The sequence below is a fragment of the Arthrobacter sp. M2012083 genome, assembly GCF_000281065.1.
Taxonomy (GTDB): domain Bacteria; phylum Actinomycetota; class Actinomycetes; order Actinomycetales; family Micrococcaceae; genus Arthrobacter.
On sequence record NZ_AKKK01000010.1, the window covers coordinates 1 to 12,687 of the forward strand.

Annotated in this window: 16 protein-coding genes; 12 read left to right on the plus strand and 4 right to left on the minus strand. The window is 58.3% G+C overall.

Features of this window, described 5'->3' with window-relative positions:
• The coding region (locus A477_RS22100) for a hypothetical protein (protein ID WP_502685500.1) at nucleotides 1-682 on the minus strand (682 nt) is incomplete at its 3' end.
• Here A477_RS22100 and A477_RS0106405 point away from each other — a divergent pair.
• Nucleotides 669-1,406, plus strand: coding sequence for a hypothetical protein (locus A477_RS0106405; RefSeq protein ID WP_017198193.1), 738 nt, complete (start codon nucleotides 669-671; stop codon nucleotides 1,404-1,406). The genes A477_RS22100 and A477_RS0106405 overlap by 14 nt on opposite strands.
• A gap of 100 nt (nucleotides 1,407-1,506) precedes the next feature.
• Here A477_RS0106405 and A477_RS0106410 read toward each other — a convergent pair whose 3' ends face one another.
• Nucleotides 1,507-2,073: a type 1 glutamine amidotransferase domain-containing protein gene (locus tag A477_RS0106410; RefSeq protein ID WP_017198194.1), complete on the minus strand. Its 567-nt coding sequence runs from the start codon at nucleotides 2,071-2,073 to the stop codon at nucleotides 1,507-1,509.
• Nucleotides 2,074-2,267: 194 nt separating this feature from the next.
• On the opposite strand from A477_RS0106410, the gene A477_RS0106415 reads away from it, so the two are divergent.
• The 5 genes from A477_RS0106415 to A477_RS0106445 all read left to right on the plus strand — a co-directional run bounded on the left by A477_RS0106415 (nucleotide 2,268) and on the right by A477_RS0106445 (nucleotide 6,732).
• The gene (locus tag A477_RS0106415; RefSeq protein ID WP_017198195.1) at nucleotides 2,268-2,759 is read left to right on the plus strand and encodes a DUF2975 domain-containing protein; all 492 of its coding nucleotides are present in this window, start codon (nucleotides 2,268-2,270) and stop codon (nucleotides 2,757-2,759) included.
• The gene (locus tag A477_RS0106420) at nucleotides 2,759-2,965 is read left to right on the plus strand and encodes a helix-turn-helix domain-containing protein (RefSeq protein WP_017198196.1); all 207 of its coding nucleotides are present in this window, start codon (nucleotides 2,759-2,761) and stop codon (nucleotides 2,963-2,965) included. Before A477_RS0106415 ends, A477_RS0106420 begins: the two co-directional genes overlap by 1 nt.
• Nucleotides 2,966-3,980: 1,015 nt before the next feature.
• Nucleotides 3,981-4,847 (plus strand): putative F420-0 ABC transporter substrate-binding protein, encoded by an 867-nt coding sequence (locus tag A477_RS0106435; protein ID WP_017198199.1) that lies wholly within the window; start codon nucleotides 3,981-3,983, stop codon nucleotides 4,845-4,847.
• A complete protein-coding gene (locus A477_RS0106440) occupies nucleotides 4,844-5,935 on the plus strand; it encodes a putative F420-0 ABC transporter permease subunit (RefSeq protein ID WP_237715741.1) in 1,092 nt (363 codons plus the stop codon). Before A477_RS0106435 ends, A477_RS0106440 begins: the two co-directional genes overlap by 4 nt.
• Nucleotides 5,932-6,732 carry an ABC transporter ATP-binding protein gene (locus A477_RS0106445; RefSeq protein ID WP_017198201.1) on the plus strand — a complete coding sequence of 267 codons (801 nt, stop codon included), beginning with the start codon at nucleotides 5,932-5,934 and terminating at the stop codon, nucleotides 6,730-6,732. The genes A477_RS0106440 and A477_RS0106445 overlap by 4 nt, the downstream gene beginning before the upstream one ends.
• Here the strand turns inward: A477_RS0106445 and cofE are convergent.
• Both cofE and A477_RS0106455 read right to left on the minus strand, forming a co-directional pair.
• Nucleotides 6,729-7,556: a coenzyme F420-0:L-glutamate ligase gene (gene cofE, locus A477_RS0106450; protein WP_044568427.1), complete on the minus strand. Its 828-nt coding sequence runs from the start codon at nucleotides 7,554-7,556 to the stop codon at nucleotides 6,729-6,731. The two genes, A477_RS0106445 and cofE, sit on opposite strands and share 4 nt — an antisense overlap.
• Nucleotides 7,553-8,557 carry a TIGR03557 family F420-dependent LLM class oxidoreductase gene (locus A477_RS0106455; RefSeq protein ID WP_026005403.1) on the minus strand — a complete coding sequence of 335 codons (1,005 nt, stop codon included), beginning with the start codon at nucleotides 8,555-8,557 and terminating at the stop codon, nucleotides 7,553-7,555. The genes cofE and A477_RS0106455 overlap by 4 nt, the downstream gene beginning before the upstream one ends.
• A 650-nt stretch (nucleotides 8,558-9,207) precedes the next feature.
• On the opposite strand from A477_RS0106455, the gene A477_RS0106465 reads away from it, so the two are divergent.
• The 6 genes from A477_RS0106465 to A477_RS0106480 all read left to right on the plus strand — a co-directional run bounded on the left by A477_RS0106465 (nucleotide 9,208) and on the right by A477_RS0106480 (nucleotide 12,621).
• A complete protein-coding gene (locus A477_RS0106465) occupies nucleotides 9,208-9,522 on the plus strand; it encodes a transcriptional regulator (protein ID WP_044568449.1) in 315 nt (104 codons plus the stop codon).
• Nucleotides 9,523-9,806: 284 nt separating this feature from the next.
• Nucleotides 9,807-10,901 carry a class V lanthionine synthetase subunit LxmK gene (gene lxmK / locus A477_RS0106470; RefSeq protein ID WP_017198206.1) on the plus strand — a complete coding sequence of 365 codons (1,095 nt, stop codon included), beginning with the start codon at nucleotides 9,807-9,809 and terminating at the stop codon, nucleotides 10,899-10,901.
• Nucleotides 10,898-11,875, plus strand: a complete 978-nt coding sequence (locus A477_RS22740; protein ID WP_017198207.1) for a T3SS effector HopA1 family protein — start codon at nucleotides 10,898-10,900, stop codon at nucleotides 11,873-11,875. Before lxmK ends, A477_RS22740 begins: the two co-directional genes overlap by 4 nt.
• A 77-nt stretch (nucleotides 11,876-11,952) precedes the next feature.
• Nucleotides 11,953-12,102: an LxmA leader domain family RiPP gene (locus tag A477_RS23975; RefSeq protein ID WP_353579763.1), complete on the plus strand. Its 150-nt coding sequence runs from the start codon at nucleotides 11,953-11,955 to the stop codon at nucleotides 12,100-12,102.
• A gap of 83 nt (nucleotides 12,103-12,185) precedes the next feature.
• Entirely contained in the window at nucleotides 12,186-12,341 is a 156-nt protein-coding gene (locus A477_RS23980) for an LxmA leader domain family RiPP (RefSeq protein WP_353579764.1), read from the plus strand.
• Between the two features lie 64 nt (nucleotides 12,342-12,405).
• The gene (locus tag A477_RS0106480) at nucleotides 12,406-12,621 is read left to right on the plus strand and encodes an LxmA leader domain family RiPP (RefSeq protein WP_017198208.1); all 216 of its coding nucleotides are present in this window, start codon (nucleotides 12,406-12,408) and stop codon (nucleotides 12,619-12,621) included.
• Nucleotides 12,622-12,687: the final 66 nt, after the last annotated feature.

The following is a 12,687-nucleotide window of genomic DNA, read 5'->3' on the forward strand; positions in this document are numbered from 1 at the left end:
CTTCGGCACCGGCTTTTACCCATGGCCCACCGATTTTGGCGAGGCCGAGAAGGGCTTTCCGGGCGGCTGGCATGAGTGCTGCCACGTCGGCACCAGGTGCGGTGAGTTGGGTCAGGAGTTGCTGGGTAGTGGCCGCATCGGTTTTCGCGCGGTCTTTCGCTGCCTTTTCGGCGGTTAGTCGTAGTTCTTCAATCTCTTTGGCGGCGCCGGCCTGGGCGATCCCGTATTCGCGTTCGGCGGCCAGCCGGGCGACGTCGGCGTCTCTGGCTTGGGTTGCCGTGGTGCGGGCCAGGGTCGCGGCGGTTGTTGCGGCGTTCGCTGCGGTGATGGCGTTGTTGGCCGCCGTGGTGGCTCGTTGTGCTGCGTCGGCGGCGACACCGGCTTGGGCGGCCGCCTCGTCAGCCGCGGCTGCGGCGTTGTTGGCGTTGGTGATTGCTGCGGCGGCGGCATTGCTTGCATCGTTGGCTGCTGCGGTTGCTTGGGCGGCCAGGGTCGCGACTTTCCGGACTGCCTGGTCGGCACGGTTCGCTGCGTTCTCTGCACGGTCAGCGGCGGCACGTGCGCGGGCTGCTTCCTCGGCGGAAACACCTGCTTCACCGGCGGCAGCATCTGCGAGGCTTGCTGCTTCCTGCGCATTGAGTTTCGCGCTGCCGGCTGAGTTCGCGGCATTGAGCGGCACCAAGCTCTACATCGCCCCTCAGGACGGTATGGGCACCGGCAAGGGCGGCGCCTACATGGGCAACGAATCCACCCTCAACGTCGACCCGTTCGCGGCCTCCATCGTCGGGACAGGAACCTGGGGCGAGAAATACCAGGCACCCACCAGCGAGTACTACAAAGCAGCCGCCGCGGGAATAACGGGAACCGGGGCAACCCTGTGGGCGAACATCGAAGGCATGGCACCTGAGGTTGCCACGAACATCTGTGGCAGCGATTCTTTGCGGGGCCAGACCACCAAGACCCGCCTGGACCGTCAGATCCAGCAAACCGGCCTGTCCGTGAAGAAGAACATCTCCTTCATGTGGGATCCGTACTTCACCTGCAAGGTCAACGGCACAGGCCCGACCCTGCTTGAAAACCTCGTCGCCAACGGCGGGGACCCGATCATCAACGATTCCGCCGCCAACCCCGCCACCGGGGCACTGACCGTCTACGGGTACAACCTGACCGGATCAAGCATCAAGATCAAATACACCACCCCGCTCGGCCAGGTCCAGGAACGCACCGCAACAGTGACCTCGCACAACCCGAACTACGGACAAACAGCCGCCAACGGGGACTTCCGCCTCGAGAGCGCCACCGTGAACTTCGGTGCCTACTCACTCGGAAGCGGAAAGTACTACATGCTGTACGTCACCAACGGCGACGGCAAAACCAATAAGGGCTTCTACAGCAAGCTCTACTAACCCAGCCAACGGGCGAGAATCCAGCGAAACGCCAAGTGCCGCCGTCGTACTTCTTGTGAAAGTACGACGGCGGCACTCGCCGTATGTGGGTGGGTGACCGCTAAGCGGTCTGGCCGGCGTGCTGGCCTTCGGAGATCTCCTCAACCACCTTGCTGTTGAAGGCGGGGAGGTCGTCCGGGGTGCGGCTAGTGACCAAGCCCTGATCCACCACCACTTCCTCGTCGGTCCAGTTGGCGCCGGCGTTCTTCAGGTCGGTCTGAAGCGTGTGATACGAGGTGACGTTGCGGCCCTTGATCACGCCGGCTTCGATGAGGATCCACGGTCCGTGGCAGATCGAGGCAACCGGCTTGTGCTGCTCAAAGAAGGCGCGCGTGAAGTTCTGCGCGTCCTTGTCTACGCGGAGATGATCGGCGTTGACAACGCCTCCGGGAAGAACCAGCGCGTCGAAATCGGAGGCGTTGGCGTCGGCTACCGCAAGGTCGACGTCGAAAGTGTCACCCTTCTCCACGCCGTTGAAACCCTGGAGCTTTCCCTTGGAGGGAGCCACGAGAGTAGGCTCGCCGCCAGCATCCTTGACAGCCTGCCATGGGCTGGTGAGCTCCACCTGCTCCACGCCGTCCGTCAACAGGAATGCGACCTTCTTGCCTGTGATGTTGTGTTCTGACATTGTTCCTCCTCCATTGCGCGGCGGATTGCTTTGTGAGCGTGAGCCGCCGTTGTGAGAGTTGCTTGTCTGACCTGTTCAAGCCTAGGGAAAGACTCTTTAGTAAGCAAGCTGACTAATAACTGATGTCCGCAGCCCCGCTTGCTTAAGTATCGAATATCGATAGAATCAGACTGTTGTTCGATAAAGGAGTCTCCATGGGAAAACTGACCATCCTCGCGCTACGGATAGTCATTGCGATGGTGCTGGCGGGTTCGTTGTTTGTGCAGGTGTGGATGGTTCCCCTGCTCTCAGCGGATCTGGTTGAGGCCGGGGCCCCGGATGGTCCTCGCATCGCGCTGCTGGCCATCGTGGTCCTGGGAATTCTGTGTGTCCAGGTGGTTGCAGTCTGCGTTTGGCGTTTGCTGACCATGGTGCGCCGAGGGACGGTGTTCTCCCACGGGGCTTTCCGGTACGTGGACATCATCTTTGGAGCCATCGCTTTCGCGGCGGTGCTGGTGTTCGGCATCGCGGTGATTCTGGCGCCCGGCGAGACCGCACCGGGGATCGTCATGCTGATCTGTGGAGCGGCGTTGATGACCGGGGGCGTGGCCCTGGTTGTGTTGGTGATGCGAACCCTGCTGATCCAAGCCGTAGCGCGGGACGTCGAAGCCGCACAGCTCCGCTCCGAGCTCGACGAGGTGATCTGATGCCGATCATCGTGGATATTGACGTCATGCTGGCCAAGCGCAAAATGCCTGTGGGAGTGCTCGCTGATCGGGTGGGGATCACCCCGGCAAACCTGGCAGTACTCAAGAATGGGCGTGCGAAAGCCGTGAGGTTTACTACGCTCGAAGCACTGTGCGAAGTGCTTGAGTGTCAACCGGGAGATCTGCTGCGGTGGGAAGAAGCGTGACGGGTCCATGAACCCGGCCTCGATCCACCCCGCCTTGAGGAGTACCCAGTAGTCAGCTTTACCGAGAATCCCAGCCGACCGTCTCAATGACTTCAATGGAATGGCCCCACGCCGAGTGCGGGCTGATCACCAACTCACCAGCATGGTGATCGCACGCTATCCACACGCATTCCGCAGGCACCAAAACGGTGACAACCGTCCCTTCCGAACCCGCAAGCCAGTCCTCCGCTATTCCCCTGGCGTCCGTCCAACGCGACAGCGGGGGGTGAAGGCCTGGCGTTCCGGCGCTCTGGTGGATGCCGGATACCCGATACAACTTGAGCTGGTCACCATGGAACTTGCGGACATAGTGGCTCATCAAAACATTTGACCTGTCCACAGTTCCCCTACCAAGAGCCTCAATGATGGCGTCAATGCGTCCACGGTTTTGAGTGAGTCCTGGACTTGGGAAAGGCTGGAGCCGGGGGCATCACTGGCGTCAGGGAGGAGGTCAGCGTGGCTCCCGATCCGCGAACGTCGTGGGCGGCAGCGGTTTTCATGCTTCAGTTCCATCCAAGAGCAGGTTCTGCGGTGATGAAGCCACGTTGATGCAAACGGAGCAGCGCTTTTCGCCAAGTTTTATAGCCATGAATAGTTCCAATCCCCCTATGGCTGTTTCCCGACTGCAAAGCGGACGATGGTCTGCTTCCCAAATAGGCTACGGTATAAGGCCCCAAGGGCACGCCCGGAGCTTAGTTCCGTTCGGACAGGCTATGTCCCGGAATTTTTCATGGTTAGACTTGGTGCCATTGGCCTCCTGGCATACTTGCGGGGAGAGTGCGCCTTGATTTAGGCGATTGCCACCGGCGGAGCCGGATTCTGACATCATTTTCTGCTTGATGCTTCGTATTGGGGACGAATGAACCGGGCCAATTCCACCTGTCGTTTTTTTGCCATTTTTAGTGTATTAGCGCTCTCGCTGTCAGCTTGTTCGGGGGACTCCACCGCCCAAGCTCCAGTCTCCGGCGGATACCCGATGTCGATCGACAACTGCGGTACCCGGCTCGAGATTGCCTCACCTCCGCAGCGGGTGGTGACCATAAAATCCACCGCTACTGAGATGTTGCTTGCATTGGGTCTGGGAGACAGGATTGTCGGTAGTGCCTTTGCGGACGGTCCAGTGCCTGAGAAATGGCAACAACAGATTCCCGTCATCTCCAAGTCCCTTCCGGCTCAAGAGTCGGTGCTTTCCTATTCGCCCGACTTTATTTTCGGGGGTTGGGAGTCAAACTTCACTCCGGAGGGTGTGGGGGACCGTTCATCCCTTGCCAAATTGAACATTTCTACCTACGTTGCTCCGGCAGCTTGTCTCAAGTCTGGTTACAAACCTGCTCCTCTGACATTTGATAAAGTCTTTGCCGGGATTTCCGAGGTAGGACACATATTCGACGCCGAAGCTGCGGCGGAGCAGTTGGTTACCCAAGAGCGCGAGAAACTGGCTGCCATAGTGCCCAGCGCGGACAAGCATTCAACTCTATGGTTCAGTTCCGGGTCCGAGACCCCTTACGTAGGGGCGGGAACGGGTGCGCCTCAGATGCTGATGGAAGCCGCAGGCTTGGTGAATGTCATGGCAGACGTCCAGGAATCCTGGGCATCCGCATCCTGGGAGGTCATCGCAGAACGCAACCCGGACACTATCGTCTTGGTTGACTCAAGCTGGGGTAGCACGGAGAAGAAGAAATTAGTCCTGGAATCCCATCCGGTGATGTCCCAGTTGGAGGCCGTGAAAAACAAACGCTACTTAGTTGTCCCGTTTGCAGCGTCCGAAGCCGGTGTCAGGAATGTAGACACAGTCCAGTCCTTGGTGGACCAAACAAACGCCTTGTACGGCAAAGCGTCGTGAGGGCGTTGCACTCCCAAGTAGGGGTGCTGCCGCATCCTGTTCTGATTCCACCGGATCCGGAGTCAACGTACAGGATAAGGAAGCGTAAGCTGACTCTGGTTCTCCTGCTCTTGCTGGCCATCTTGTTGTTGTCCCTAGCGGCTGCTGCCGCAGTCGGCCCCACCTACATCTCTCCAGCGGAAGTCCTTGCTGGTGTTGCTGAGAAGTTCGGAGCCACTGGTCCGGACCCGTCCAAACAGGTTCAGAATGCCATCATCTGGGAGCTGCGACTACCCAGGGTGGTCACTGCTGCGGTCGTGGGAGCCGGGTTGGCTGTGGGCGGTGTGGTAATGCAAGGATTGACCAGGAATCCGTTGGCCGATCCGTACCTTCTTGGTGTCAGCTCAGGAGCTTCGCTCGCAGCAGTATCAGTCCTGCTGCTGGGCGTAGCCCTCCTGCTGCCGCTGGCGGCCTTCGCGGGAGCTCTGGCGGCAATGGCCATCGCTTTGGGTTTGGCGTCCTCTTTTGGCCGTCTCTCAACCACCCGGACCGTCTTGGCAGGACTTGCAGTATCTTCCCTAGCCTCCTCTCTGACCTCATTTGTCATCTTCTGGACTGCCCAAGGGGACTCGTACAGGGAAGTTCTGAGCTGGTTGATGGGCTCTCTGTCTGGCTCGACGTGGTCTTCAGTCGGCATCGCCATCGTCGGATTCCTGCTGGCCGGCGTGCCCATTCTGCTTACCGGCAGGATGCTCGATGCATTTGCTTTCGGGGATTCGGCTGCGTCGTCACTGGGCCTTAATCCCACCCGAATACGCTGGGCGATGATGGGCGCCGTGGCCCTCTTGACAGGGTGCATGGTGGCCGTCAGCGGCGCTCTTGGCTTCGTGGGATTGGTGATCCCTCATGTTGTGCGCCTGCTGGCAGGTGCCGGGCATCGCACCGTGCTTCCTTTGAGCGCGTTCACCGGCGCAATCTTCCTGATCTGGGCTGACACTGTTGCCCGCTCCGTACTGTCCCCACGGGAGATTCCCGTGGGCGTTATCACGGCGCTGGTTGGCGCCCCGGCCTTCGCCTTCCTCATTTGGCGGCAAAAGAGGGGCACATGATGACCTTGGCGCAGCAGCCAGTGCTTGAGGGGACATTGTCGGGGTTGGATCTGAATTACTCAGTTCAGGGGAAGTACCTCATTAAGGAACTCGATTGCGTTATCAACGGCGGAGGTACGACCGCTTTGCTGGGGGCAAATGGAGCAGGCAAGTCGACCCTCCTCCATCTCTTGGCAGGCATTCTGCGACCGGCCTCAGGAAGGGTCGAGTTGGACGGAGAAGACCTCGCGTCCGTATCCCCGCGAATGCGGGCGCAACGCATAGCTTTGGTTGAGCAGGCCGTGGTGAGCGAGCAGCCGCTCAAGGTTCTGGATGTGGTCCTGCTGGGTAGGACACCCTTCCAACGCATGTTTGCCGGCCCTTCCACGGATGACTACGCTGCTGCATCTGCCGCCCTGCAAACGGTGGGAATGGCTGCGTTCGGGGAACGGCACTTTCACACCCTATCCGGAGGGGAAAAGCAGCGAATCCACGTCGCAAGGGCCTTGGCACAACAGCCTCGCGTGCTTCTCTTGGACGAGCCCACAAACCATCTTGATATAGGGGCGCAACTGGTAACAATGCGCCTCCTACAGGGACTTGCCCTGAAAGGCATGACAGTTGTGGCTGCCATCCATGACCTCAACCTTGCCGCGCAATTCTGTGAGCACGCGATTCTTCTCGACGGCGGTTCGATTGTTGCGGCGGGTCCGATGGAGGAAGTACTGACACCGGCAACCATTCTCAAGGTCTTCGGCGTCGAGGCCGCGATTCTGGTTCATCCAAGGTCTGGACGTCCGCTGGTTGTTTTCGGTTAGATCAATGCACCACCGACGTCGCCATCGGAAGTCCTTAAACTTGCGGACGAGGCGCTTTGGCCTTCGGCGAACCCGGCCGCGTACGCTTCGGCGCTGCCCAAACGGAACATGTCCTCAGACGCAGGCCGGATCAGGCGCGCAGCATTTTGATGCGGGCTGCGTGCATCCTCTTGCGCACTGAGGACGAACTTCTTTAAGCCTCTCAGGACGACCACTGGACATTGGCTTACTTTTCCTTTCACCAAATCAGCAGCTGCAGCTACCTCATCAGCGACTGCCGTTATGCTGGCCTCCATGGGCCTGCCATACGCATCGGGCCGGCCGCGCATGTCATCAAGGACAGTGAAGCCAGCCGCGCCGATCGCAATATCGGTATGTCCGGCCCGCCACGGCCGGCCAAGGGTGTCCGTGATCAGGACTCCCAGATTCAGACCCGTCTTATCCCGGAGCGCGGTGCAGATTGCCTGGGCTGTGGCGTCAGGGTCGGACGGCAAGAGCAGCACAGTTCCTGGTTGGCAGTTGGAGCTGTCCACACCCGCGGCGGCACCAACAATTCCCAACCGGTTCTCGACTATGCGCGTCACACCCAACGCGTGCGTCTTTTCTGCCACCACCCGGACGGTTTCAGCCGCTACGGCACGTTCCCGTTCGCTGGCGGGAACTGCTCTTCCTTCAGCCTTCGAGACAATCTTCGAGGAAATGGCAACAATGTCACCGTCGTGTAATTCATCGCCAAACTTCGCGACAATGATTGCTGTAAGGTCGTCGCCCATGCCAATTTCCGGCAGCCCTGGTAAGTCATATATTTCCAACGCCAGTCTCATCGTATCAACTCCGGTAGAACCTTTGTTGAAAAGGCATCAATCCATTCGCGTTGGTTGCGCCCAACATTGTGCAGGTAGATGCGATTAAAACCGAGATCCAAATAGCTTTGGATGTGCTTCCTATGCTCATCCAGATCAGCAGATATAAGTACCCGGCCGTCGAAATCTTCTGGACGCACCATCTTGGCAATCTGTGCAATCTCAAAGGGCGATCTAATATCTGCTTTCGGGAATTTCATCCCCCCGTTGGGCCACTCGACCATTGCGTTCGCCAAGGCTTCCTCATGACTCGGCGCCCAGCTGATGTGCAACTGAAGGACCTTGAGCAGAGAGTCCGGGTCCCGGTCTGATTCGCGCGCGCCGGAATTGAATTTGTCTATCAATCCCGCCACCTTCTCGAGCGGCGCGCCCACTGTGATCAATCCATCTGCGGCACGTCCTGCACGCTTGGCGGTGACAGGCCCGGCAGTAGCAATGAGGATGTCCGGTGCTACGTCGGGCATGGTCCACAGCCGAGTGCTTTCCATTTTGTAAAACTGTCCGTCGTGCCTGACATCCCTCCCGGCGATAGACGCTGTGAAAAGCTTTCGTATGATGTCAACGGCCTCGAACATGCGATTTATGCGTTCCGGCGCTTCGGGCCAATATGTTCCGATGATGTGCTCATTCAGGGCCTCTCCTGAGCCGAGGCCAAGCCAATGCCTGTTTGGATACATTGCCGCCATTGTTGCCGAAGCTTGGGCAACCATGGCCGGGTGCCAGCGAAAGGTAGGCGTCGTGACTCCCGGTCCAAAGTCCCCTTTGGTGCGTTCTCCGATTGCGGCCAAGACGTTCCACACAAAGGCTGATTGACCCTGGGCTGGAACCCAGGGCTGAAAGTGGTCAGCTGCCATGACTCCGGAGAATCCCCGGAGCTCAGCGTACTCCGCGAGGTCCAGAGCCTCCGTGGGATGAAACTGCTCAAGCATTGCTGCGTAACCGATAGTCGGTGCGTCATTCATGGCCACATGCTTTCATGCAAACTCCACGGCCGGCGACTTTACATCGGGCGGTGTGGAGCCCGTGCGTTTGTCCGCAAGCGAGTCCGAACTGGGCAAACGTTGGATCCCAGAGCGCATTCTTGATACTTTCCGCTACGGAAAGCCTTGACTTTCCGAGTCGGAAAGTAATAGCTTTCCGGTATGGAAAATAGCAGAAACCACCAACCGCCCACGTCCGACTCTGCCGCCGAAGACCTCGCGTTCCTCCGCACAGACGGAGCGAGGGCCGCGGCCTCCGCTGCGGCCCCGCTTTGGTACCACATTCTCCAAAGCGCCTGTGTCGCCGGGTTTCTCCTCGCCTTCTCACTGCCAACCAGTTGGTTCATTACGGTGATCTGCGCCGCTGCCGTCCTCTATACGGTTCTTGGGTTCCTGCGGCCACGGCTGACGCATGTGCAAGCCAGCCCTTGGGAGCGCAGCGCTTCGCGGAGGATCGGGTTGCAACTTCTGGCTACCTTGATTTGTCTCGGGGTCGCGGGAGTGTGGCTGTACACCATTTCAGGTCAACTGTGGATTCTCATTGCTTCTGCGACTCTTGCTTTAGTGCTCACGCTTGTTATGAGCCAGCGTATGGAGAAGGCTTTTATTACCTCGTACAATGGCACTCGGTGATGAGCGTGGAGGACTCACGGTACGTTTTTGATGAGGTTATTCACGGGCAGGTGCGCCTTCGAATATGCAGTCTCCTGCGCCAGTTTGGACTTAGCGAATTTGGATTCCTTCGGCAGTCTTTGGGAATTTCCGATTCAACGCTAAGCAAGCACTTGAAGAGTCTCAACGAAGCCGGATATGTGGCTTTGACAAAGAAGACTGTTGAGACCAGATCAAAGACCTGGGCTGCGCTTACCTTCGAGGGGGAAGCAGCTTTTGATGGCCATGTAAGTTTTCTTCAGGAAATTATTGACAGCTCGAGAAAGCGGCACTAGACAAGCACTCCGTCCTCTGGTATATGCCTCTGGTTGGTTCGTCAGTATGAGTTCAGGTTGCACCTGAACTGGTGCGGCAGAGGACATTTCGCCAATGCAGTGCCATTCCTCCCTCAAAAGATCGAATTGACAGGATTGCATTCACCTGTAGGCTCTTGTCAGGTCAAGGGGAGTCAGCCGAAAAATGCGCTGACCCCTTGACGAACGTATTGGGGGATGCGGGATTAATGACACATGTGCTGGCTGATCAACGGGCGCGAGCTGTTGACGCTAAAAACTTGGAAATGGCCACTCAGGCTAAACCTCTTGAACAGGCTGAAGGGCTTGTGGACCTGATCCGCGACCTTGGGCTGGGGGAGTTTCGGCCCGGCACGCTGGTCTCTCCGGTGGGTCGAAATGACAGCTGGGTTGGTGAGACGTCCACTGGTCGCAGGGTGTTCGCCAAGCAACTTCTCGGGCCGAAAGAAAGCGTTGACCAGCGGTTCAGCCGTATCGCGTCCTTCGAGCGCCATCAGGCAGCAAGCACGTATATTCATCTTCGGAGTCCCCACCTGCTGGGCGCCGATTCCGACCGAGGACAGGTTGTCTTTGAGGCCCTCGGCGATGGGGAGTCCCTGGCAGCGCAGGTCATCCAGGGTACCGGAGATCCACAACGCTCCCGCGAAGTCGGCTCGGCCATCGGGGAACTCCACGCCTCGGAAGCGTGGGGCGCAGTCCACTACGACACCTCCAAGCCGGATCTTCCCCAAACCGTCCACTTCAATGAATTCCCGCTGGACCGCTACCTCAACAGCACCTGGGGTGAGTTGCAGGTTGTGAAGCTCCACCAGGACGACACTGCATTCGCAGCCGCGGTGAAGCATCTGCTTATCGAAGAAGAAAAGTCGCCTCGCGTTCCCTCGCACTGCGACCTTCGCCTGGACCAGGTGATGATTTCAGATAACCAGATCCACATCTTGGACTGGGAGGAGTTCAGGCTCGCCGATCCTGCCCGGGATATCGGCAGCTATGCAGGCGAATGGGTGTACCGGGCCATCATGGACATTGTGCGTGCAGACCAAAGCGCTCCGAATATAGAGCTTCATCTGGATCACGACCTCATCATTGAGCGCGGTGTTGCGAAACTCCTTGAACTCCGTCCGCACATCGCTGAGTTCTGGTCCGGCTACAGTGCAAAGTCCGCTTTTGCTGATGATGAAACAGCGGTCCGTGCAACTGGCTTTGCCGGCTGGCACCTTCATGATCGCTTGCTGGCCAGCAGTCAGTTCCGTTCTACTCTTCCACCCATCGAACGGGCCGCTGCCGGCATCGGTCGCTCCATGGTCCTGCAGCCTGAAAAATTTGCTGCAGTACTGGGGCTGGGGGGTGAGACCGCATGAGCGAATCGTTGTTGGTGCCCGAAGCCGTGGTTAGTACTTCCACCCTGGCCGTACTCTCCGAAGCAATAAGTATCGAACCCGCCGGTGAAGGCGCGTGGATCCTGGGCGAACGCTTGGATCTTCCGGATGAGCGCTATCTGGAAGTCACCCTGGCTAATGCAATCTACAGAAAATTCCATGCCTGCCAGGACGATGGCTCCGGAGCTTTAAGGCCTCAGCGTATTGCCGCCTTCGAGCAACAGCTGTCGGAACAGATTCCGGTTCCGGAATTTGAACAACCCGCTGTCTATCTCGGAGCTTCTACGACCGATGGGATGCAGGAAACTCATTCGCTGATATCCATCGAAGGAGTGAAAGTCTGCATTGAGAACCGGTTGGTGATCTCGAGGCGGAGCAATCCGGTGGCCAACAGCAACATTCTGGTGACCTTGCCCGCAGCCAGGCCAGCAGCCTCTCCAGGCTTCTTCTACACACTCGGCGCGGCAGCGTCACTGGCGCCAAAACCAGCCAGAACAGTGCGTCTGTATGTGAACGTTACCCATGCTGAGCATGCACCTAAGGCGTGGGGATCTGTCCTTGCCGCGTTGGAATCGCTGGGCAACCGCTACTCCGCAAAAGTTCTATCCGACCCGGCGGCCTACCCGCGCAACGACGCAATCGTGGCCTACATTGGTGATCCGCGGCTGGATCAAATAAAGACGCTTTCGTACGCCCTTTCCGACGTTTCCGGAGTCGGGACGCAGACGTCGGTCTTCGCAGAGCGCATTGCCCCAGGCATAGCCATAGCCGAAGAGCCAAATGACCTCCGGCCAACCATGCGGGCTCTTAGTTTTGGACAGCACCGCTCGCTTCTCTATGCCAGGACACTCATCACCAGTGCACAAAAGGGCCGCAATCTGGATGAGGAGCTTATGTACCAGCTCACCGCAGCCGGGGTAGACCCGGCCCGGCCGGCTATGAACGCCGCCGGATAAAGGTTTTGCCGGAAAACCGGCAAACTTCAAATTTCCATTTCACGAAGGGGGGTGAATCGATGGAAACACAAGAGCTGATGAGCCTTGTCTCGGGGTACTCGACCTACGCCGCTGCTGATGAGTTGTCTTTCACGGCAGAGTCCAGTGAACCGGCCAGCACGCCGATCTGCGGTTTTCTGGCAAGTTTCGCATTCTCGTACATTACGAGCGGCGGACCGGGCAGATAACTGCAACAAGTGCAGCCGGCTGCCCAACGGAACGTCGGCATCTATTTATGAATGGGGGTGAATAAATGGAAACAAAAGAGCTTATGAGCCTTGTCTCGGGCTACTCAACCTATGCAGCAGCCGATGAAATATCCTTCACGGCCGAAGGAGACACGCCTGCCAGTTCTCCGCTTTGCGGGTTCCTTGCGAGCTTTGCTTTTTCGTACTTTACAAGCACGGGCGGGCCGCCCAAGCGTTAGTTCAACATCAAGAACAGCAGTAGTACGTCATTTTTTTGATCAAATATCGAGAAAGAGCGAACACATGAACGCACAGTCCCAAGCAACAGGAAACCTCATGGAACTCGTCTCCGGGTACAAGCAGTACGCGGCAGCAGATGAACTCGAATTCACGGCGGATTCAGATGCGCCTGCAGCAACCCCGACGCTGGCTCTGTGGTCGATTGCCACGAGCAAGCTGTTTGTATCCGGTGCCGTCAGTGGTGCCGGGGCAGGCGTTAGTTGGAGGCTCGGCTGCTAGCAGCAAGCCTTAGTCAGCTCTGAAAGATCAAAGGTCAGACGGGGCGGATCAGGAAGTTGATCCGCC